19 protein-coding genes are annotated in these 20,245 nt (G+C 74.0%); 14 read left to right on the top strand and 5 right to left on the bottom strand.

Translation table 11 applies throughout. From position 1 onward, the window contains the following. Nucleotides 1-56: 56 nt before the first annotated feature. On the bottom strand, nucleotides 57-2,171 hold the full coding sequence (locus tag ACFOSY_RS15015) for an MMPL family transporter (RefSeq protein ID WP_394307295.1): 2,115 nt from the start codon (nucleotides 2,169-2,171) through the stop codon (nucleotides 57-59). 188 nt (nucleotides 2,172-2,359) lie between these two features. Between ACFOSY_RS15015 and ACFOSY_RS15010 the strand changes: the two genes are divergently transcribed. The 11 genes from ACFOSY_RS15010 (at nucleotide 2,360) to ACFOSY_RS14960 (ending at nucleotide 14,373) form a co-directional block, all read left to right on the top strand. Beyond that, a complete protein-coding gene (locus ACFOSY_RS15010; RefSeq protein ID WP_394307366.1) occupies nucleotides 2,360-2,773 on the top strand; it encodes a MarR family winged helix-turn-helix transcriptional regulator in 414 nt (137 codons plus the stop codon). Between the two features lie 220 nt (nucleotides 2,774-2,993). Further along, nucleotides 2,994-4,250 carry an ATP-grasp domain-containing protein gene (locus ACFOSY_RS15005; RefSeq protein WP_394307294.1) on the top strand — a complete coding sequence of 419 codons (1,257 nt, stop codon included), beginning with the start codon at nucleotides 2,994-2,996 and terminating at the stop codon, nucleotides 4,248-4,250. After that, nucleotides 4,247-5,083 (top strand): hypothetical protein, encoded by an 837-nt coding sequence (locus ACFOSY_RS15000; RefSeq protein ID WP_394307293.1) that lies wholly within the window; start codon nucleotides 4,247-4,249, stop codon nucleotides 5,081-5,083. The genes ACFOSY_RS15005 and ACFOSY_RS15000 overlap by 4 nt, the downstream gene beginning before the upstream one ends. Further along, complete coding sequence (locus ACFOSY_RS14995; RefSeq protein WP_394307292.1) at nucleotides 5,080-6,177, top strand: PLP-dependent cysteine synthase family protein; 1,098 nt, start codon at nucleotides 5,080-5,082, stop codon at nucleotides 6,175-6,177. Before ACFOSY_RS15000 ends, ACFOSY_RS14995 begins: the two co-directional genes overlap by 4 nt. Beyond that, nucleotides 6,174-7,250 carry a dipeptide epimerase gene (locus tag ACFOSY_RS14990; RefSeq protein ID WP_394307291.1) on the top strand — a complete coding sequence of 359 codons (1,077 nt, stop codon included), beginning with the start codon at nucleotides 6,174-6,176 and terminating at the stop codon, nucleotides 7,248-7,250. The genes ACFOSY_RS14995 and ACFOSY_RS14990 overlap by 4 nt, the downstream gene beginning before the upstream one ends. Beyond that, nucleotides 7,247-8,536 carry an MFS transporter gene (locus tag ACFOSY_RS14985; protein ID WP_394307290.1) on the top strand — a complete coding sequence of 430 codons (1,290 nt, stop codon included), beginning with the start codon at nucleotides 7,247-7,249 and terminating at the stop codon, nucleotides 8,534-8,536. Before ACFOSY_RS14990 ends, ACFOSY_RS14985 begins: the two co-directional genes overlap by 4 nt. Continuing rightward, nucleotides 8,533-9,360, top strand: coding sequence for a class I SAM-dependent DNA methyltransferase (locus ACFOSY_RS14980; protein WP_394307289.1), 828 nt, complete (start codon nucleotides 8,533-8,535; stop codon nucleotides 9,358-9,360). Before ACFOSY_RS14985 ends, ACFOSY_RS14980 begins: the two co-directional genes overlap by 4 nt. A gap of 40 nt (nucleotides 9,361-9,400) precedes the next feature. Continuing rightward, nucleotides 9,401-10,999, top strand: coding sequence for an ABC transporter substrate-binding protein (locus ACFOSY_RS14975; protein WP_394307288.1), 1,599 nt, complete (start codon nucleotides 9,401-9,403; stop codon nucleotides 10,997-10,999). Next, the gene (locus ACFOSY_RS14970) at nucleotides 10,996-11,949 is read left to right on the top strand and encodes an ABC transporter permease (RefSeq protein WP_394307287.1); all 954 of its coding nucleotides are present in this window, start codon (nucleotides 10,996-10,998) and stop codon (nucleotides 11,947-11,949) included. The genes ACFOSY_RS14975 and ACFOSY_RS14970 overlap by 4 nt, the downstream gene beginning before the upstream one ends. Continuing rightward, a complete protein-coding gene (locus ACFOSY_RS14965) occupies nucleotides 11,946-12,782 on the top strand; it encodes an ABC transporter permease (protein WP_394307286.1) in 837 nt (278 codons plus the stop codon). Before ACFOSY_RS14970 ends, ACFOSY_RS14965 begins: the two co-directional genes overlap by 4 nt. Before the next feature lie 22 nt (nucleotides 12,783-12,804). Continuing rightward, complete coding sequence (locus ACFOSY_RS14960; protein WP_394307365.1) at nucleotides 12,805-14,373, top strand: ABC transporter ATP-binding protein; 1,569 nt, start codon at nucleotides 12,805-12,807, stop codon at nucleotides 14,371-14,373. Nucleotides 14,374-14,391: 18 nt separating this feature from the next. On the opposite strand, the gene ACFOSY_RS14955 is transcribed toward ACFOSY_RS14960, so the two are convergent. Together ACFOSY_RS14955 and ACFOSY_RS14950 are read right to left on the bottom strand one after the other, a co-directional pair. After that, the gene (locus ACFOSY_RS14955; RefSeq protein WP_394307285.1) at nucleotides 14,392-15,198 is read right to left on the bottom strand and encodes an SGNH/GDSL hydrolase family protein; all 807 of its coding nucleotides are present in this window, start codon (nucleotides 15,196-15,198) and stop codon (nucleotides 14,392-14,394) included. Next, nucleotides 15,185-15,754, bottom strand: a complete 570-nt coding sequence (locus ACFOSY_RS14950; protein ID WP_394307284.1) for a PadR family transcriptional regulator — start codon at nucleotides 15,752-15,754, stop codon at nucleotides 15,185-15,187. The genes ACFOSY_RS14955 and ACFOSY_RS14950 overlap by 14 nt, the downstream gene beginning before the upstream one ends. Nucleotides 15,755-15,838: 84 nt before the next feature. Between ACFOSY_RS14950 and ACFOSY_RS14945 the strand changes: the two genes are divergently transcribed. Both ACFOSY_RS14945 and ACFOSY_RS14940 read left to right on the top strand, forming a co-directional pair. Further along, nucleotides 15,839-16,276, top strand: coding sequence for a nuclear transport factor 2 family protein (locus ACFOSY_RS14945; RefSeq protein WP_394307283.1), 438 nt, complete (start codon nucleotides 15,839-15,841; stop codon nucleotides 16,274-16,276). A 48-nt stretch (nucleotides 16,277-16,324) separates the two neighbouring features. Beyond that, entirely contained in the window at nucleotides 16,325-17,035 is a 711-nt protein-coding gene (locus tag ACFOSY_RS14940; protein ID WP_394307282.1) for a helix-turn-helix domain-containing protein, read from the top strand. Here ACFOSY_RS14940 and ACFOSY_RS14935 read toward each other — a convergent pair. Then, nucleotides 17,017-17,595, bottom strand: coding sequence for a dihydrofolate reductase family protein (locus ACFOSY_RS14935; RefSeq protein ID WP_394307281.1), 579 nt, complete (start codon nucleotides 17,593-17,595; stop codon nucleotides 17,017-17,019). The two genes, ACFOSY_RS14940 and ACFOSY_RS14935, sit on opposite strands and share 19 nt — an antisense overlap. Before the next feature lie 90 nt (nucleotides 17,596-17,685). Beyond that, nucleotides 17,686-19,233, bottom strand: coding sequence for a fused MFS/spermidine synthase (locus tag ACFOSY_RS14930; protein ID WP_394307280.1), 1,548 nt, complete (start codon nucleotides 19,231-19,233; stop codon nucleotides 17,686-17,688). 149 nt (nucleotides 19,234-19,382) lie between these two features. Between ACFOSY_RS14930 and ACFOSY_RS14925 the strand changes: the two genes are divergently transcribed. Beyond that, entirely contained in the window at nucleotides 19,383-20,075 is a 693-nt protein-coding gene (locus ACFOSY_RS14925; RefSeq protein WP_394307279.1) for a 2-phosphosulfolactate phosphatase, read from the top strand. Nucleotides 20,076-20,245 lie beyond the last annotated feature (170 nt).

Raw genomic sequence — 20,245 nt, 5'->3', positions numbered from 1 at the left:
CTCTGGCACACCGCTCCGACAACCGCCCTCCTCACCGGCCGCCACGGACCTGCGCGTCAGGCGCGCTCGGAAGCCGGCGTGTCCTTCTTCTCCGGCGTGGGGCGGGACAGGGAGCCCGGCCACCAGGCCTTGGGGCCGATGTCGATCACCAGGGCCGGGACCAGCAGGGAGCGGACGACCAGGGTGTCGAGGAGGACGCCGAAGGCGACGATGAAGGCGATCTGAACGAGGAAGGCCAGAGGGATCACCATCAGCGCGGCGAAGGTCGCGGCGAGCACCACGCCGGCTGAGGTGATGACGCCGCCGGTGGTGGTGAGGCCGCGCAGCACGCCCTGGCGGGTGCCGTGCGTCAGCGCCTCCTCGCGGACCCGGGACATCAGGAAGATGTTGTAGTCGACGCCCAGGGCGACCAGGAACACGAAGCCGTACAGCGGGACCGACGCGTCCGTGCCGCTGAAGCCGAAGAGGTGCTCGAAGACCAGCGTGGAGACGCCGAGGGTGGCGAGGAAGTTGAGCGCCACGGTCGCGACCAGCAGGACGGGCACGAGCACGGACCGCAGCAGCAGGACGAGGATCAGCAGGATCACGGCGAGGACGATCGGCACGATCAGTGTGCGGTCGTCGGAGGCGGTCTGCTGGGTGTCGACCTGCTGGGCGGTGTAGCCGCCGACGAGCGCGTCGGCGCCGGGGACGCCGTGCAGGTTCTCCCGAAGTCGCTCGACGGCCCGCTTCGCGGCGTCGCTGTCGGCCGCGGCCTCCAGTGTGGCGTCGACGCGCACCCGCCCGTCGACGACCAGGGGCTCCCCGCCGCCGGGCCGTCCGGAGGCGGAGACCGGGGCGGCGGAGGCCACCCCCTCGGTCCTGTTGGCGGCCGCCGTGACCTCGTCGAGGCGGTCGGCGTTCGCGAGGACGACGGCCGGGTTGCCGGACCCGCCGGGGAAGTGCTCGCCGAGCGTCTTCTGGGCGGCGACCGACGGCGCGTCGTTGACGAAGATCTCGTCGAGCGGGGTGCCCTTGGCGGACAGGGACGGGGAGAAGGCCGCGAAGACGGCCAGGATCAGCGCGGTCGCCGCCCACACGCGGCGCGGCTTACGGTCGACCGTCGCGGCGACGCGGCGCCACACGCGGTGCCCCTCGACGGTGGCGTCCGCCGCCTTGGGCTTCGCGGGCCAGTAGGCGACGCGGCCGAGCAGGGCGAGGGCGGCCGGCAGGAAGGTGAGCGCGGAGAGCACCGAGCACACGATGCCGATGGCGCCGACCGGGCCGAGGGCGCGGTTGTTGGTGAGGTCGCTGGCGAGCAGGGTCAGCAGGCCGAGGGCGACGGTGGCGGCGCTGGCGGTGACGGCGCCGAAGGAGCGGCGTACGGCGGCGAGCGCGGCGGCGAACCGGTCGCCGCGTACGGCGAGTTCCTCGCGGAAGCGGGCGGCGAGGAGCAGGGCGTAGTCGGTGGCGGCGCCGATCACGAGGATGGACAGGATGCCCTGGACCTGGCCGTCGACGCGCACCACGTCGTGGTCGGCGAGGACGTACACGATGGCGCAGGCCAGGCCGAGGGCGAAGACGGAGCCGAGGATGATGACGAGGGGCAGCAGGACGCTGCGGTGGACGAGCAGCAGGATGAGCAGCACGGCGGCGAGGGCCACGCCGAGCAGCAGTCCGTCGATGCCGGCGAAGGCGTCGGACAGGTCGACCTGGCTGGCCGCGGGGCCCGCGACCTCGGCCGTGGTGCCGTCGACGGTGCCCGCGGCCTCGCGCACCTCGTCGATGACGTCGGCCAGTCCGTCGCCGAGGTCGGGTTCCACCTGGACCACCGATTGCAGGGCCTCGCCATCCTTGGAGGGGAAGGCCGGCGAGGGGTCCCCGACGACGCCGGGCCTGCCGGCGAGCCCGGCGACGGCGCGGGTGGCGGCCGCGGTCTGGGCGTCGGTGACGCGTTCGCCGTCCGCGGTCCACACGACGATCGCGGGCAGCGTCTCCTGCTGGTCGAACGCCTTGCGCTCGTCGAGGACCCGCGTGGACTCGGCGCTGCGGGGCAGGAAGGAGGCCTGGTCGTTGGTGGCGACCTCGCCCAGCTTCCCCGCGTAGGGGCCGAGCGTGCCGCCCACGCCGAGCCAGACGATCAACAGAGCGAGCGGGACGAGCCAGCGGGCCCGGCGTGGTGCGGTTGTCATGTGGATCCCTATGACGCGGACTGACACGAGATGGCGCGGAGTGACGCGAGCTTTTATGTCAACGGTCGATTATCTCAATCATCGAGTGATCTTATACTGGCCGCATGAGCGGCTCACAAACCTCCGCACCTCCTCCGCCGGAGGAGTGCCCGACCGGGCTGCAGTCATTCGCCGTGCAACTGCGCAGGATGACCGGCGAGTTCAACCGCATCGTCCAGGAGTTCGCCCAGGCGCACGGTCTGCACCACACCGACATGCTCGCCCTGATCGCGATCCTCGACGGCGGCGGACCCGACACGCCCATGACGCCCGGCCGTCTGCGCAAGCAGCTCAACCTCACCTCCGGCGCGATGACGGCATGCCTGGACCGGCTGGAGCGGGCGGGGCACATCCGGCGGGTACGGGCGGCCGACGACCGCCGCGTGGTGCACCTGGAGTACGAGGACCGGGCCAGGGGCCTGGCGCGGGAGTACTTCCGGCCGCTCGCCCACAGCACCGACACGGCCCGCGAGCGCTTCACGACCGAGGAACTGCGCGTGGTGATCCGCTTCCTCACCGAGCTGAACCACGAGCTCGCGCTGCTGCGCGGGCGCACGGACTGATCCGCCCGGCGGCGGACGGCCGGGTCGGGGCACACGCCCGACCCGGCCGTCCGCCGCCGTTCTCGTTTCCGCGGAGCGCACGCACCCCCTCGACGGCTGACATTGAAAATGATTACCGTTATCGTGTGTTGCGCGCGGCCCGGCCCCTCACCAGAGGGGTCTTCCCGGGCTGCCCGTCGCCGCAATGGCGGCCTCAAGACATGGCGTGAAAAGGGGAGTTGTGGCTCATCTGCTGGTGGTCGAGAGCTGGGTCGGATCGATGAGCAGGCTGCTGCCACGGGCGATACAGGAGGCCGGGCACACCTTCACCTTCCTCACCCGCGACCTGCACCACTACCTGCGTACGGCGCCCGAGGGCGCGGCGCATCCGCTGCTCGGGGCGCGCGACGTGGTCACGGCGGACACCAACGACCCCGTGTCCCTGCTGCCGTACGTGGAGCGGCTGCACGAGGTCCTCGGGTTCGACGGGGTGCTCACGTCCTGCGACTACTACCTGCCGACGGCGGCGCTGGCCGCCGAGCGGCTCGGCCTCCCCGCGCCGGATCCCGAGGCCGTGCGGAACGCCTGCCGCAAGGACACCACCCGCCGCGTGCTGGAGAAGGCCGGCGTGCCGGGTCCCCGGTTCGCCGTCCACGAGGACCGGGCCGAACTGGGCGCGGCCGCCCGGGACATCGGCTATCCGCTGGTCGTCAAGCCCGTCGACCTGTGCGCGGGGATGTTCGTACGGCGCGTGGACGACGACGGGCAACTCGCCGCCGCCGTACGTGAGATGGGCGACTTCCCGGTCAACGCGCGGGGTCAGCGGCGCGCTCCGGCGGTGCTGCTTGAGGAGCTGCTGGACGGACCGGAGGTGAGTGTCGAGACCGTGTCCCACGCGGGTGCGGTGCGGGTGGTCGGGGTGACCGACAAGAGCATCGGCGGCGCGCCCGCGTTCATCGAGACCGGCCACATGTTCCCGGCCGCGCTGTCCGACGCCGAGACGGAGGACGTCGTACGGACCGCGGTGGACGCGCTCACGGCCCTGGGGCTCACCGACGGGGTCGTGGCGCACACGGAGATCAAGCTGACGTCGGCCGGGCCGCGCGTGGTCGAGGTCAATCCGCGGCCCGCCGGCAACCGCATCACCGAACTCGTCCGCCGTGTCACCGGCGTCGACCTCGTCGCGGCGTTCGTCGACGTCTCGCTGGGCCGGGCGCCCGACCTGCGGCGCACGGACACCGGACTGCGGTCCGCCGCCGTCGGGTTCCTCGTGCCGGAGGCCACGGGGACGCTCGCCGCCCTGGACGGCTCCGGGCTGCGCGGCGCGCCGGACGTGCTGGAGGCGGAGCTCGCCGAACCCGGCAGGCAGGTGCGGGCGGCGGGCAGCAACAACGAGTACCTCGGGCACGTCATGGTGGGCGACACCGAGGGGGCGGGGGCCCGCGAGCGGGTCGAGGGTCTGCTCGCGGCCCTGCGGTCGGGGCTGGTGATCCGATGACCGCCGTCCGCCCGGCGTCCGCCGGCACGCTGACGTACGAGACGCTGCTGGCGCGGGCCCGGGGCGGGGAGCTCGGCCCCCACCCGGCGGGGCTGCGGGTGGCCGTGGCGTTCACGACCCGGCAGGCCGTACGGCACGACGGGCGGGGCACCGGGTACCGGAACGAGGTGCTGGGGCTGCGGGTCGGCGCGGCCGTCGGCAGCTGCGCGGTGGAGCCCGGCGCGACGGCCGACGGCGTGGTCGAGGAGTGCGCCGGCGCGGAAGTGGAGCGGCTGCTGGACCATCCGCTGGAGCCGGTGCGGGTGGCCGCGCTGGACGCCTACCTGATGCACGTCGCTCCGCACACCCCGGCGCACGGGGCCCGGCCCGTGCGGGTGCCCGCCGGGACCTCGCTGGAGAAGTCCCGTGCGCGGGCGCGGGCGGTCGTCGGGCTGCTGCATCTGCCGCCGGGAGCCACGGTGTTGGTGGTCGGGGTGGTCAACTCCCTGCTGGAGGCACTGCGTGCGCGCCGACTGGCGTACGTGCCGTGCGACTTCAAGGGCGGGGTCACCGAGTGGGGCGAGGCGGTCGCCGGTGACGCGCTCGCCGGGGCGCACCGGTGCGACGCGCTGCTGGTGTCCGGGATGACGCTGGGCAACGGGACGTTCGAGCCGTTGCGGCGGCACGCGCTGGAGCACGGCAAGCAGCTGGTGATGTTCGCCCAGTCGGGCAGCGCCGTCCTGCCCCGGCTGCTGGGGCACGGGGTGAGCGCGGTGTGCGCGGAGCCGTATCCCTTCTTCTGGCTGGACGGCGGTCCGAGCACGCTGCATCTGTACCAGGGGGGTGTGCGGTGACGGCCGCCGTCGCTCCCCTCGCCAGGCCGGTCGCGCGTCCGGAGCTGCTGTCCCTGCTGGGGCGTACTCCCGTCGTGCGGGTGACGGCCGGGCTGCCGGATCCGCACCCGGGGTTCTGGGCGAAGCTCGAAGGGCTCGCGGCCGGCGGTATGAAGGCGCGGCCCGCCGTGTCGATGCTGCTGGACGCCCGTGAGCGGGGCGCGCTGCGTCCGGGCGCCCCCGTGGTGGAGTCGACGTCCGGCACGCTCGGCCTCGGACTCGCCTTCGCCGGACAGGCCCTCGGCCATCCCGTCGTCCTGGTGTGCGACAGCGAACTGGAGCCGTCGATGCGGCGGTTGCTGCGCGCCCACGGGGTGCGGCTGGAGATCGTGGACCGTCCGGCCGCGCGGGGCGGCTGGCAGGCCGCGCGGCTGGCCCGGCTGCGGGAGGTGCTGGCGGAGCTGCCCGGCGCGTACTGGCCCGACCAGTACAACAACCCGGGCAACAGCGCCGGTTACGCCTCTCTCGCCGCCGAACTCGCCGTGCAGCTGGACCATCTGGACATCCTGGTGTGCAGTGTGGGCACCGGAGGGCACAGCGCCGGCATCGTCGGTCCGCTGCGCCGGCACTGGCCCGGGCTGCGGCTGATCGGCGTGGACGCCACCGGCTCCACGATCTTCGGACAGCCGGCCCGGACACGGCTGATGCGCGGGCTGGGCAGCAGCATCCACCCGCGCAACGTCCGTTACGACGCGTTCGACGAGGTGCACTGGGTCGGGCCGGCGGAGGCGGTGGACAGCTGCCGGCGGCTCGCCCGCGAGAGCTTCGTCTCCGGCGGCTGGAGCACCGGCGCCGCGGCCCGGGTCGCCGCCTGGGCGGCCCGCGTCCACCCGGGCGCGGTCGTCGCCGCCGTCTTCCCCGACGGCCCGCACCGCTATCTCGGCACCGTCTACGACGACGACTTCACCGCCGCGCACGGCCTCGACGTCACCGCCGCGGCCACCCGGCCCGTGGAGATCCCGCACCCGCGCGCGGCCGAGGCCACCGGCTGGGTGCGCTGCACCCGCGTCACCGATCCGCTGAAGACCGCACCCGCTGCGAGGAGGACCACGTGAAGGCCGCCACGCGCACCGTGCGGCTCGAACTCACCGAGCCGCTGCGCATATCCCGTTCCGTCATGGCCGCCCGTGACGCCGTGTGGCTGAGCGTGGAGCACGACGGTGTCACCGGTCACGGCGAGGCCGTCACCAGCGTCCACTACGGCCTGGACGCGGCGACGCTGCGCCGCTGCTTCGCCGACGCCTCCCGGGAGTTGCGCCGCTTCCCGGACCCCGCCGCCGCCCTGGAGGCGCTGCGTGCGGGCGAACTGGCGGGCGGCACCGCTCCCCCGGCCGTGCGGGCCGCCGTGGAGGCGGCGCTGCTCGACCTCGTCGGCATCCGCGCGGGCCGCCCGGTGCACCGGCTCCTCGGGCTCCCGGAGGCTCCGGTGGCCGCCACCGCCCGCACGATCGGCATCACCTCCGCCCTCAACGCGGCTGCTCAGGCACGCGCGTTCACGGCGTGCGGGTTCGAGGTCCTCAAGGTGAAGGCGGGGCTGCCCGACCCGGAGGAGGACGTCGAGCGGCTGCGGGTCGTGCGGGACGCGGCGCCCGGCGCCCGCCTGCTGCTCGACCCGAACGGCGCCTGGACGCCCCGCCAGGCACAGGCGTTGCTGCCCCGTTTCGCCGAGCTCGGTGTCGAGGCCGTCGAGCAGCCCGTGGTCCCCGGCGATCCCGAAGGGCTGGCCGCGCTGGCCGCGCGCTCGCCCCTGCCGGTGATCGCCGACGAGGACGCGGTCGGTCTCGAGGACGTACGCCGGCTCGCCGGACGCGTCCACGGCGTCAACGTCAAGCTCGCCAAGTGCGGCGGTGTGCAGGCCGCGCTGCGTATCGCGGAGACGGTCGCGGGCAGCGGCACCGCGCTGATGCTGGGCTGTCTGACCGCCAGCAGCCTCGGTCTCGCGCCCGCGGTGCATCTGGCCGGGACGGCCCGCTGGAGGGACCTCGACGGCCATCTGCTGCTCGCCCACGACCCCTGGACCGGCATCGGCGGCGAGGACGGGTACGTGACGACGAGCGGGCTGCCCGGGCTGGGAGTCGAGCCGCGCGTCGTGCGCGGGAAGCGCCGGACGGCGGTGGGGGCACGGTGACGGCCTGGCACGAGATACGCCGCTTCCCGCCGGCCGTCCAGCTGCTGCTGGTCAACCAGTTCGGTGTGAACACCGGCTTCTACCTGCTCATCCCCTACCTCGCCACCCACCTCACCGAGGACCTCGGCATGTCGGCCGCCGTCGTCGGCGCGGTTCTGGGGGCGCGCACCCTCAGTCAGCAGGGCCTGTTCGTGGTCGGGGGGTCCGCCGCGGACCGGCTCGGCGCGCGGGGCGTCATCATCGCCGGATGCGCGCTGCGCACCCTGGGGTTCGCGCTGTTCGCGTTCGGGGACGACCTGGTGGTGCTGGTGGCCGCCTCCGTGCTCAGCGGCTTCGCGGGGGCGTTGTTCAACCCCGCCGTGCGCGCCTACCTCGCCGAGGAGGCGGACGGGCGCACGGCGGAGGCGTTCGCCCTGTTCGGCATGTTCGCGGCGGCCGGCGCGCTGGCCGGGCCGCTGCTGGGCAGCGCACTGCTGCTGGTGGACTTCCGCACGTCGGCGCTGACGGCCGCCGGGATCTTCGCCGTTCTCACCGTCGCCCAGGTGCTGGTGCTGCCCGCCCGCGGGACGCGGCGGCGCGCCGGCGGTTCGGTGCCGGCCGACTGGCGGGAGGTGGCGGGGAACCGGCCGTTCCTGGCGTTCTCGCTCGCCATGGTCGGCATGTTCACCCTGGAGAGCCAGCTGTATCTGCTGCTGCCCGACGGCGCGCGGCAGGCCACCGGCTGGGACGGCGCCGCGGGTCTCGTGCTGCTCGTCGGCACGCTCGCCCATCTGACCCTGCAACTACGGGTCACCCGCGCCCTGAAGAGGCGCGGGCAGCGAGGGCGCTGGATCGTCACCGGGCTCGGTCTGACGGCGGTGGCGTTCCTGCCGCCGGCGCTGACGGCGGGCGGCTCGGGTGGACCGGACGGCGTGGTGGACGGGGTGCTGCGTGTGCTGCCCGTGCTGGCCGGCGCGCTGCTGCTGAGCGTGGGGGTGATGGTGGCGCAGCCGTTCGTGATGGAGTTGATCCCCGCCTACGGCCGGGCCGGGCTCACCGGCAGCTACTTCGGGGTGTTCTACGTCGTGTCGGGTGTCGCGGCGGCGGTGGGCAACACCGTCGTCGGGTGGGCCATGGACGCCGGTGGACGGGGCGGGACGGCGTGGCTGCCGTGGGCGTGCTGCGCCCTGTTCGGGCTGGTGTCGGCGCTCGGCGTGGCGTGGCTGCGGCGGCTGGGGTCGCTGCCGGCGACGTCGGGGCCGCGGGCCGTGCGGGCGATCGTACGGGGCGAGGGGACAGCCGCATGAGTGCCGAAGCCGGGCCGCCTGCCCGTGAAGCGAGTCCGCCTGCCGGCACTCTTCTCACGGACCGTCCCGAGCTGTACGAGGCCCGCTTCCCCGATCCCGGGCGGCTCGCCGGGCGGTGGGCGGAGGACTGTCTGCGCCGGCACGGCGCCGGACCGCGTGTGCTGGACATGGGCTGCGGCACCGGCCGCGACGCCGCCCATCTGCACACGGCGGGCCGCCGGGTGACCGCGGCCGACCTGTCCGAGCCGATGCTCGCGTACGCCCGCACCCACCATCCGGGGCCGGAGTACATACGGGCCGACCTGCACGGATATGACGTCGGTACGGAGGCGTTCGACGCCGTCGTGTGCCTGGACAGCGCGCTGCTGTACTGCCACACCAACGAGCAGCTCGACCGCTTCCTGTCCAGCTGCCGGCGCGCGCTGAGCCCCGGCGGTCTGCTGGTGGCGGAGATGCGCAACGGCGCGTACTTCCTGGGCCGCACGGACCTTCTCGACGCTCCCGTCCACGCCGAGTTCGTCCGGCAGGGCGTCGTGCACCGGTCCGTCACCACGCTCACGGTGGACCGTACGGCGCAGCTTCTGCGCCGGGTGCGGGTGTGGAGCGCGGGCGACGGTGCCCCGCCGGTCGAGGAGCGGTCCGCCTGGCGGCTGTTGTTCCCGCAGGAGTTGCGCCACTTCCTGACGACGCACGGGTTCGAGGTGCTGGAGCTGCACGACGGGCCCGGACCGCGCACCGAACCGCCCTGGCGCGAAGGGCTTCCGCCCGGCCGCACCGCCGATGCCGACCGGCTGCACGTCGTGGCCCGGCTCGCCCGGCCCTGACATCCGTGTCTCGCTTTCCTACCGACAGAAGGACTCCCTCATGCACGACGACTCCGTTCCTCCCCTGCCCTCCGACGGTCGCTTCGCGGGACTGCGCCGCCGCGGCTTCCTCGCCGCCACCGGCGCCGCCTCGCTCGGGGCGTTGTCGCTGGCCGGGTGCGGCGACTCCGGTGACGGCGGTGATCCCAAGGCGGGCGGCACGCCGCAGCGCGGCGGACGGCTGCGTGCCGCGTTCGCGGGCGGCGGTGCGAGCGAGACGCTCGACCCGCACCGGGCCAACCTGTTCGCCGACGCCGCCCGCGCGAAGGCGCTGTTCGACAAGCTCGCCGACCACGGCCCCGACCTGGCCGCCCGCCCGCGCCTCGCGGAACGCTGGGAGCCGAACCGGACGCTGGACCGCTGGCAGGTGACGCTGCGGGAGGCGACCTTCCACGACGGCCGTCCGGTCACCGCCGAGGACGTGCTGCACAGTTACCGCCGTATCGCCGATCCGAGGGAGGCGTTCCGCGCCAAGGCCTCGCTGGAGCCCGTCGACCTGGGCGCGAGCCGGGCCACGGGCCGGCGGTCGGTCGAGTTCGTGCTCAAGCGGCCCACCGCCGAGTTCCCCAATGTGCTGGCCGCGTTCGGCGCGTACGTCGTGCCCGCGCACGCCGACGACTTCGACGCGAACCCCGTGGGCTCCGGCCCGTTCCGGTTCGTGTCGTTCGCGCCGGGCCGCTCGGCGGTCTTCCGCCGCTACGACGACCACTGGGACGGCGCGCCGTACCTGGACGAGCTCGAGTTCGTCGTCGCCAACGAGGAGTCGGCGCGCGTCAACGCGCTGCTCGGCGGGCAGGTCGAGTACGCGCACGAGCTGAACCCGACGACGGCCCGCGCCCATGAGGGCAAGGGGCAGATCGGCATCGTGCGGCTGCGGAACAGCGCCATGCAGGCGTTCTGCATGAAGACCGACCGGCCTCCCTTCGACGACGTGCGGGTGCGGCGGGCGTTCTTCCTGATCGCCGACCGGGAGGAGCTGGTCGACGCCGCGCTGGCCGGCGCGGGTGAGACGGGCAACGACCTGTTCGGCAAGGGGTACGAGTACTACGCCGACGGGCTGCCGCAGCGTGCGCAGGACGTGGAGCAGGCGCGGTTCCTGCTCAAGCGGGCCGGCGCCGAGGATCTGCGCGTCACGCTGGACACCTCGGCCGTCGCCGCCGGGTTCACCGAGGCGGCGAGCGTCTTCCGTGACCAGGCGCGGAAGGCGGGCGTCACGGTGGACGTGCGGATGGGCAGCAAGGACTCGTACTGGAGCGACATCCTCGACGGCGGCGCCCTGTGCTGCTACCGCTCCGGGGCCATGCCGATCGAGGCGCACATCTCGCAGCGGCTGCTCACCGACTCCACGACCAACGCCACCCACTGGCGGCACCGGGACTTCGACGCGCTGTACCGGCAGGCGCAGTCCACTCCCGACAAGGCCGACCGCGCCTCCGTGTACGGGCGGATGCAGCGCCGGCTGTACGCGGAGGGCGGGTTCCTGGTGTGGGGGTTCGCCGACTGGATCATCGGAACGGCCCGCAGGGTACGAGGTGTCGAGGCGGACGCGCCCGCCAACACCCTGGACTGGGCGCGCTTCGACAAGGTGTGGCTCGCGTGAGCGGACTGCGCTCGTTCGTCGCCCGGCGGCTGCTGCTCGGGGCCGTGCAGATCGTGGCCGTGGTGCTGCTGGTCTTCGCGCTCACCGAGGCGCTGCCGGGTGACGCGGCCGTCGCCCTCGCCGGTGACCAGCCGGACCCGGCGCGTGTCGAGGCGATCCGCACGGCGATGGAGCTGGACCGGCCGGCGTGGGAGCGGCTGGCGGACTGGGCGGCGGGCCTGCTCCACGGTGACCTGGGCACCTCGCTGACGTCCGGGCGTCCGGTGGCGGGGTACCTCGCCGACGGCTTCGGCCCCACCCTGCTGCTGGCCGCGCTCACGGTGGTGCTGCTGGTGCCGGCGGGCGTCGGACTGGGCGTGCTGGCCGCTCGGTACGAGGGGCGCCTCGTGGACCGGCTGATCAGCTCGGTGACGCTCGCGGTGTACGCGGTGCCCGAGTTCGCCCTGGGGGTGCTGCTGGTCACGGTGTTCGCGCTGCGGCTGGGCTGGCTGCCGCCGACGGCGGTCGGTCACGGCACCGACCTGCTCGCGCATCCGGGCGTGCTCGTCCTGCCCGTCCTGGTCCTGCTGGCCCGGCCCGTGTGCTCGCTGGTCCGCCTGGTGCGCGCGGGCATGATCGACGCGCTGGCGTCCCCGTACGTGGCGCACGCTTTGCGGTGCGGGGTCCCCGGCGCCCGGGTGCGCCGGCTGCACGCGCTGCCGCATGCTCTCGCGCCCGCCGTGCAGCAGCTGGCGCGGACGATCGACTGGCTGCTGTGCGGGGTCGTGGTGGTGGAGACGCTGTTCGTGGTCCCGGGGCTCGGCACCGTGCTGCTCGGGGCGGTGGGCGAGCGTGACGTGCCGGTGGTGCAGGGGCTCGCGGTGGTGTTCGGCGTGGTCACGGTCGTACTGAATTTGGGGGCGGACGTGGTGGCGCACCGGCTCGCCCCGCGGGCGGGGGTGGCGGCGTGAGGGCACGCACGGGCCGGTTCGTCCTGGGGGTCACGGTGGTGGCCGTGCCGGTGGTGATCGCGCTGCTCGGACCGGTTGTCGCGGGTGAAGCGCCGTCGCGGGACGGCTCGTTCGCCGAGGGCGGGACGTTTGGGTTCGGCAGGGACTTCGTGGGGCGGGACGTCTGGTACCAGGTGCTGCACGGCGGGCGGCCGGTGGTGCTGACGGCGCTCGCGGCCACCGCCCTGGCCTATCTGGTGGCGCTGCCGCTGGGACTGGCCGCCGCGCTCACCCGCCGGCGCCTGGTGGAGGAGGCGCTGATGCGGCCGCTGGACGTGCTGCTCGCCGTGCCGTCGCTGCTGATGATCCTGCTGGCGGCCACCGTGTTCGCGCCGGGGGCCGTCGGGCTGGCTCTGCTGGTCGCGGTGGTCAACGTGCCCGACGCGGCCCGGCTGGTGCGCGCCGCGGCCACGGAGATCGCGGCGCGCCCTGCCGTGGAGGCCCTGCGGATGCAGGGCGAGACGTGGTGGCGGATCGCGGTCGGGCACGTCGTGCGCTCGATGCTGCGCACCCTGGCCGCCGATGCCGGCACCCGGCTGACCGGGGTGCTGTATCTGGTCGCCACGGCGGCGTTCCTCGGTGTGGGGGTGGCGCCCGACGCCGCCGACTGGGCGGTGATGGTCGACCGGAACCGCACCGGCCTGTTCGTGCAGCCGTGGGCCGTGGTCGTGCCCGCCCTGCTGATCGTCGCCCTCACCACGGGCACCAACCTGCTGTTCGACGCGGTGCTGGAGGGGCGGGGCCGTGTCCGGGCCCGGGCTGTAAGGGAGAAGGGGCGTGTCCGTGGAAGGTGAGAACGTCCTGGGTGAGGGGCCCGTGGTCGAGGAGGGTGAGAACGGCACGGGTGGAGGGCCCGTGGTCGAGGTGCGCGATCTGCGGGTGGAGATCGAAGGGCGGGCGATCGTGGACGGGGTCTCCTTCCGGGTGCTGCCGGGCCGGGTCACGGCGCTGGTGGGGGCGTCCGGAAGCGGCAAGACGACGACGGGGCTCGCGCTGCTCGGGGAGTATCCGTACGGCGCGCGGGTGGGCGGACGGGTGCGGGTGACCACCGGAGGGCCGGTGGGGTACGTCCCTCAGCATCCGGCGGGCGTGCTGGCGCCGGCTCGCCGGATCGACGCCCTGCTGACCGACGTCGCCCGGCCGAAGGTGCGGCATCTGCCGCGTGGCAAGCGGCGAGCGGCGGCGCGTGCGCTGGTGGTGCGGGCGCTGGAGGACGCGCGCCTGGAGGGCGCGGAAGGTCTGTTGCGGCGGTATCCGCACCAGTTGTCGGGAGGCCAGCAGCAACGTGTCGTGCTCGCCCAGGCGTTGCTGCTCGGCTCCCGGGTCGTGGTGGCCGACGAGCCGACGACGGGGCAGGACGGCCTGACCAAACGCCGGGTGGTCGAGCAGTTCGCGGCTCTCACGGCGCGTGGGATCGCCGTGGTGCTGCTCAGCCATGACCTGGACGTCGTGCGGGAGCTCGCCGACGAGGTGGTGGTGATGCGGGCGGGGCGGGTGGTCGAGTCGGGACCCGTGGAGCGGCTGTGGGCCGCGCCAAGCCATCCGTGGACACGGGAACTGCTCGGCTCGGAGCGGAAGGTGGTGCCGTTCGACGATGTCGCGCGGTCACGGCGTCCGGTGGTGCGGGTGCGCGACCTGGTGGCTCGGCACGGGGCCGGTTCCCGGTCGGAGGCGGTCGTGCTGCGTGTTCCCGCGCTCGATCTGCGCGCCGGGGAGTGTCTGGCCGTGGTCGGCCGGTCCGGCAGCGGCAAGACGACCCTCGCGCGGTGTCTCGCCGGACTGCACCGCGATCACGACGGCGAGGTCCGCCTCGACGACACGGTGCTGCCCCGCAGCGTGCGCCGGCGCACCCGTGCGCAACTGGCGTCCGTGCAGTACGTGTTCCAGGACGCGCACCCCGCGTTCGACGCGCATCGGCAGGTGGTGGAGCAGGTGGCCCGCACCGCCGTACGTCTGCGCGGAATCGACGCGGAGGCGGCGCGGCGGGAGGCGCTGAGCGTCCTGGCCCGCCTTGGCCTGCCGGAGGATCTGGTGCGGGGCCGGCCCGGCGAGCTGTCCGGGGGCGAACTCCAGCGTGCCGCGCTCGCCCGCGCCCTGCTGGCCCGCCCCCGTGTACTGCTGTGCGACGAGATCACGTCGGGCCTCGACACGGTCACGCGCGGGGACATCCTGGGGACCCTGACTCAACTGGTGCGTGAGCAGGGCGACCTGGCGCTGGTCCTGATCACCCACGACCTCGCCACCGCCGGCCTCGCGCACCGAATCGCCGTCCTCGACGGGGGCGAGGTCGTCGAGGAGGGGCCTGCGCCGGCGGTTCTGGACAGTCCCCGGCATCCGTTCACCCGGGCACTGGTCGGCACGGCGGAACCCGCCGCGCGGACATGAGGTCGGGTGTGCCGCGCGTCAGCCGTCCGTCACGGGGCGGCGGTCGTCCAGTACCGGGCGGAGCAGCGGGCGTTTGGCGGTGCGGCCGTCGCCGGACGACCTGCCCCTCAGGCGGCGGAGCAGCCAGGGGCCCAGGAACCCCGCCAGCCAGCGGAGTTCGGCGCCGACGGCGCGCAGGCCGGTGGGCAGGGCCTGCGGCGGAAGGGGGTGGGTCCAGGCATCGTCGCTGCCCGGCAGCCGCAGGGCGTGGGCGAGGGCAGCGGCGATGCGTTCGTGGCCCAGCGGGCCGGCGTGGAGACGGTCGGGGCTCCACAGGCGGGGGTCGCCCGCGACCGGGTGAAGGGCCGTCTCCGCGACGATCACCCCGTGGCGGCGCGCGGTACGGCGTATGCCCTCGTTGAGGGCGGTGACGCGCGGGACCAGGGGGCGTGCGACGGGGCAGACGCGGGAGAGGTCCGGGACGGTGATCGTGGCGACCTGGGCGCCCTGTTCGGTGAGCGCCCCGAACATGGCGTCCAGGTGAGCGCAGACCTCGTCGGCGTCGAAGCCGGGTCTCAGCAGGTCGTTGACACCGGCGACGACGGTGGCGAGGTCGGGCCGCAGCGCGAGGGCGGGGGCGAGCTGCTCGGTGTGGATCTGGGCGGCGAGGCGGCCGCGTACGGCCAGGTTGGCGTACTGGAGGGCCGGTTCGTGCCGGGCCAGGTGCTCGGCGAGGCGGTCGGCGAAGCCGCGCAGGCCGGTGACGTCGTCGCCGTCGCCGACGCCCTCGGTCTGACTGTCGCCGAGGGCGACGTAGCGGAGGTAGGCCGTCTCAGTTCCGGGCACGGGTGCGCCGCCTCTCTTCCAGTACGGCGACGGTCCGCAGGCACCAGTCGCGGTTCTCCTGCTCGAAGGCCACGCCGCGCAGACACGTCAGATAGGGGCCGATGCGGTCACCGTGGCGGAGGAAGTCCTCCTCGCTGCGGTCGCCGCGCAGGCGCCGGAGCAGCGCCTCGAACAGCTCGACCCGGGCGCGGGCGATCTCGGCGCGCTCGGTGAGCTGGTCGACGAGGGTGGCGGTGTGGACGCTGTCGGCCGCCTGGACCTTGACCATGAGGTCGTCGCGGACGAAGACGGGCTTGGTGGAGGCGGCGGTGAAGGCCTCCAGCTCGGCCAGGCCGGCGTCGGTGACATGGAACAGCCGCTTGTTGGGACGGCTCTCCTGCACGACCTCCCGGCCCGCGACGAGGCCCTGCTGCTCCAGCCGGGTCAGCTCGGCGTACAGCTGCTGCGGCTGGGCGTACCAGAAGTTGGCCACGCCGACGTCGAACGCCTTGGCCAGCTGGTAGCCGCTGAGCTCGCCGTCGAGCAAAGCGGCCAGTACGGCGTGCTTGAGTGCCATGCGATCCCTTTCCGCCTGCGGCTGTCCCGCCTCTGTCGGCTTGCGCACCACCCATGATAGTCATCATTCTGACTACTCACATCCATGACTACGAAGGTGGTGGCGTCCGTGGACACCGTGGACCGTTTCCGTGCAGCCGTCGACGCTCGTGATCTGGCGGCGCTGGACGATCTGTTCACCGAGGACATCCGTCTCTACAGCCCGGTGAAGTTCACGCCGTTCGAGGGCAAGGCGATGGTCAAGGGCCTGTTCGGCGTGCTGCTGCGGACGTTCGAGGACTTCCGGTACGTCGGCGAGTACAGCGGGGCGGCGCAGACCAGCGCGGAGGGGGTGACGCTGCCGTCGGCGGTGCTGGTCTTCCGGGCGACCGTGGGCGGGAAGGAGATCCACGGGATCGATCTGCTGCACTTCGACGAGGACGGGCGGATCACGGAGGTCACCGTGATGGTGCGGCCTCGCTCCGCGGTGGAGACGCTGGGGGAGGCGGTACTGAAGGGGCTGGTGGCGGAGGGGCTTGCCTGAGGGGCGGCCACCGGGGTCGTGGTGGCTGGTCGCGCGTATTCTGACGGCGTGGGACTGCAGTTCGAGACGCGCGGGTCCGACTCGCCGTGGGTCGACTCCGTGTGGACGTGCACCAGCGAGCGCGTCACCACCATGACGTCCGTCGCCGCGGCGCGGCTGGGGCTGGTCTTCTGGCGGCAGGACGGGACGGCGTACGCGGCGGTCACGGGACCGGAGACGCGGACCGGCCGGGCGCCCGTGCCGGAGGGGGCCGTGTTCACGGGGATCGACTTCGCCGTGGGCGCCTCGCTGCGGATGGCGCCGACGGCGGAGCTGCTCGACGGCGGGGTCGCGCTCCCCGACACCTCGCGCCGGACGTTCCGGCTGGACGGGGCACGCTGGGAGACCCCGGGTCCCGACGACGCGGAGGCGCTGGTCGACCGGCTGGTGCGGGCCGGGGTGATCGGCCGTGATCCCCTTGTCGCCGACGTGCTCCGCGGCCATCGTCCCGCCGTCTCGCCGCGGACCGTCGAACGGCGCTTCCGGTCCGCGACGGGGCTCACGCAGGGTGCCGTACGGCAGATCGAGCGGGCACGCACGGCGGCGCGGATGCTGGCCGCCGGCGAACCGGCGGCCGATGTCGTCGCGAAGCTGGACTACTTCGACGAGCCGCATCTGGCCCGGGCGCTGCGGACGTACGTCGGGCGCACGGCGGGTGAGCTGCGCGCGGGCGCCGGAGGGGCGATCGCGCTCGACGTGGATCAGCGCCTGACGTCGTAGACGAGCTTGACGATGCCGTTGGAGTAGGTCTCCGACTCCCTCAGGGCGAGCATCTGCTTGTCCCGGTCGGCGCGCCCGAACAGGCTCTTCCCGGCGCCGAGCAGCACGGGGAACATCAGCAGGTTGTACTGGTCGATCAGGCCGGCGTCCGACAGCCGCCGGGCCAGTTCCGCACTGCCGTGGAGGTAGACCGCTCCGCCCTCGCCCTCCTTCAGCGCGGCGACGTCGTCGGTGGAGCGCAGGATCGTCGTCGGGCCCCAGCCGTCGGTCAGGGCGTCCTCGGAGAGCGTGGACGACACCACGTACTTCGGCAGGTCGCGGTAGGCGGCGTGGTCCTCGGAGCCGGGCCAGACCGGCGCGAACGCCTCGTAGCTCCGGCGCCCGAACATCAGCGCCGTCGTGTCGGCCAGCTCCTCGCCCTTCAGCGACCAGGCCTCCTCGACGAACTCCAGGTCCTTGAACACCCAGCCGCCGCTGCGGTGCTCCTCCCCCGGCCCTCCGCCGGGCGAGTCCACGACGCCGTCCAGGGACATGAACCCCGTGTACACCAGTTTCCGCATGCCGCGCCTCCTCCTCAGGACCGCCGGATTGACGCCTTCACCGTAGAGGGCGCGCGGGCGGCCGTCTTGGACGGAAACGACACGCGCCGGTCAGCGGCGGCTCGGGGAGGCGTAGGGCTGGAGGAGCTGGTCGACGGGGGCGTAGTCGTCGGTGAGGACGGGGGCGCCGGCGGTCCAGGCGGCGAGGGTGTCGCCGGTGGCGGTCGTCCAGCCGGTGCGGCGGGCGTCGAGGGCCATCCGGACCGCGGTCAGGTCGACGGGGCGGTCCGAGGCGACGGCCACGACGTTGCCGCCCGCGGGGGCGCCGGAGCGGGCGAGGCCGATGTCGACGGGTTCGCCGAGAAGGGCGACGTGGCCGAAGACCTCGCGAAGCGTGGCCAGTTCGGCCTTCGCGAAGGCCTGTTCGCCGTGGTCGATGAGGTTGACGACGTAGAGGCCGTCACGGGCGAGCACGCGCCGTACCTCGGTCAGCGCCTCCACGGTGGTGAGGTGCCAGGGCACGCTGACACCGCCGAAGGCGTCGCCCACGACGAGGTCGAGCGAGCCGGTGTCCAGGCGTCGCAGCCCCAGCCTGCCGTCCTCGGTGCGTACGTCGACGCCGGCCCGCGGGCGCAGGCCGAGCCGTTCGCGGTCGATGCGTACGACGCCGTCGTCGATCTCGGACACCGTGCTGCGCGTGCCGGGGCGGGTGGCCGCGAGGTAGCGGGGCAGGGTGAGGCCGCCGCCGCCCAGGTGGTGGGCGGTGAGCGGGCTGCCCTTCGGGAACGCGGCGTCGGCGACCGACGCGACGGCCTTGACGTAGGTGAACTCCAGGTGGGCCGGGTCGCCGGCGTCGACGTAGGAGTGCCGGACGCCGTCCAGCACGAGCGTACGGCCGCCGGCGCGGTCGGGGTCGGCGACGACGTCGGCGCAGTGGTACCGGGTCTCGACGTCGCAGCCGCCCGGCGCGACCGAGGCGGCCAGACCGCCCGCCGCCAGGGCGAGGGCCAGGGCGGGCGCGGCGCCGCTCCGGCCGCGCATCCGCAGGCCGACCGCCACCGAGGCGATCACCAGCAGCGCGCCGAGGCCGAACAGGATGCCGCTGACCGGCAGCCGCGACAGGAGCACGAAGCCGGTGAGGACCGTGCCGACGATGGAGCCCACGGTGCCGACGCCCGACAGCCGGCCGACGACCGTGCCGGTCTCGGCGAGGCTGGTGAGCCGCACCTTGGTCACCAGGGGCGTGACCGCGGACAGCAGCGCGCCCGGCACCAGGATGGTCAGCGCCGCGACCAGGATCAGCGCCGGCCGCGCCCACTCCCCGACGCCGCGCAGCACGGCCGGGGTGAGGGCCACGACCACGCCCGGGATGCCGAGGGCGGGCGCGAGGAGCCGCAGCGGGTCGACCTGGTCGGCGACGCGCCCGCCCAGCCAGGAGCCGAGCGCGATCGCCGTGAGGGCGATGCCGATCACCAGGGTGCTGGTCTCCAGGGTGAGGCCCAGGTACGGGGCCAGCAGACGCAGGGCGACGATCTCGACGACCAGCACCGCCGCCGAGGCTCCGAACACCAGGACGGCGGCGAGGCGGGGCCCCAGACCGGGGCGGTGGGCGGTGTCCTCGGCGACGGGCGAGGCAGACAATCCGGTCACACACGGCATCCTCGCACGCGGGCGGGCGCCGACATGCCGTCTTGCCGCCACCGTCCCTCATACTGCGAACACCCGTGTGTCGCACACCGGTCGACCCCGTCCACCGTCGGCGGAAAAGTCGCGTGCGTCCGGCTTTCACCGTGCCGCATCATGACCGGATGCGAGCTCGCTTCCTCGGCATCCCCGAGTTGACCGACGTACCGGACGTGGCCGTGGTGGTGGACGTCATGCGGGCGTACACCGTGGCCGCCTGGGCGTTCGCCCGAGGCGCCGAACGGGTCGTCCTCGCCGAGTCGTTGGAGGACGCCCTGGCGCTCAAGGCGCGGCAACCCGGCTGGGTCACGCTCAAGGACGGGTCGCCCGCGCCCGGCTTCGACCTGGTCAACTCCCCCGCCCTGCTGCGGGACACGGACCTCGCCGGGCGCACCGTCGTGCAGAAGACCACGGCGGGGACCGTCGGCGCCCTCGCGGTGAAGGACGCCTCGCTGGTGCTGTGCGCGAGCTTCGTGGTGGCGGGGGCGACGGCCCGGCTGTTGCGGGAGCGTGCGCCGCGCGAGGTGACGTTCGTCGTGACCGGCGGGGGCGGTCGCGCCGAGGAGGATCTGGCGTGTGCGGAGTACATCGCCGGGCGGGCCCGCGGGGACGCGGTCGACGCTGCCCCGTACCTGCGGCGGGCCGGCGCGTCCCGGTCCGTCGCCGAGCTGAGGACGGGTGTGCGTGAGGGCTCCACCCCGGAGGACGTCGCGCTCTGCCTGGAGTTGGACCGGTTCCCCTTCGCGATGGCCGCCACCGTGAAGGACTCGCTGATGGTGCTCCGGCAGGTCACCCTGGTCGACCCGCCCTCGGCCTGACGTCCCGCCGTGGTCGCCGCGCCGCGGCCCCTTCGTGTCGCCGCGCCGCGGCCCCCGTGTGTCACCGTCCCGCGGCCCGTCGTACCGCCGCGCTGCCCCTTGCGTCAGGGGTATTGACAACGATGTCAGGCCCGTGATCTAGTCCGCTTCCGTCCAGCCCGGTGCGACAG

It is taken from the genome of Streptomyces lusitanus, assembly GCF_042647945.1.
GTDB classification, from domain to species: Bacteria; Actinomycetota; Actinomycetes; order Streptomycetales; family Streptomycetaceae; genus Streptomyces; species Streptomyces pseudogriseolus.
This window is presented reverse-complemented; position numbering and strand designations above follow the sequence as displayed.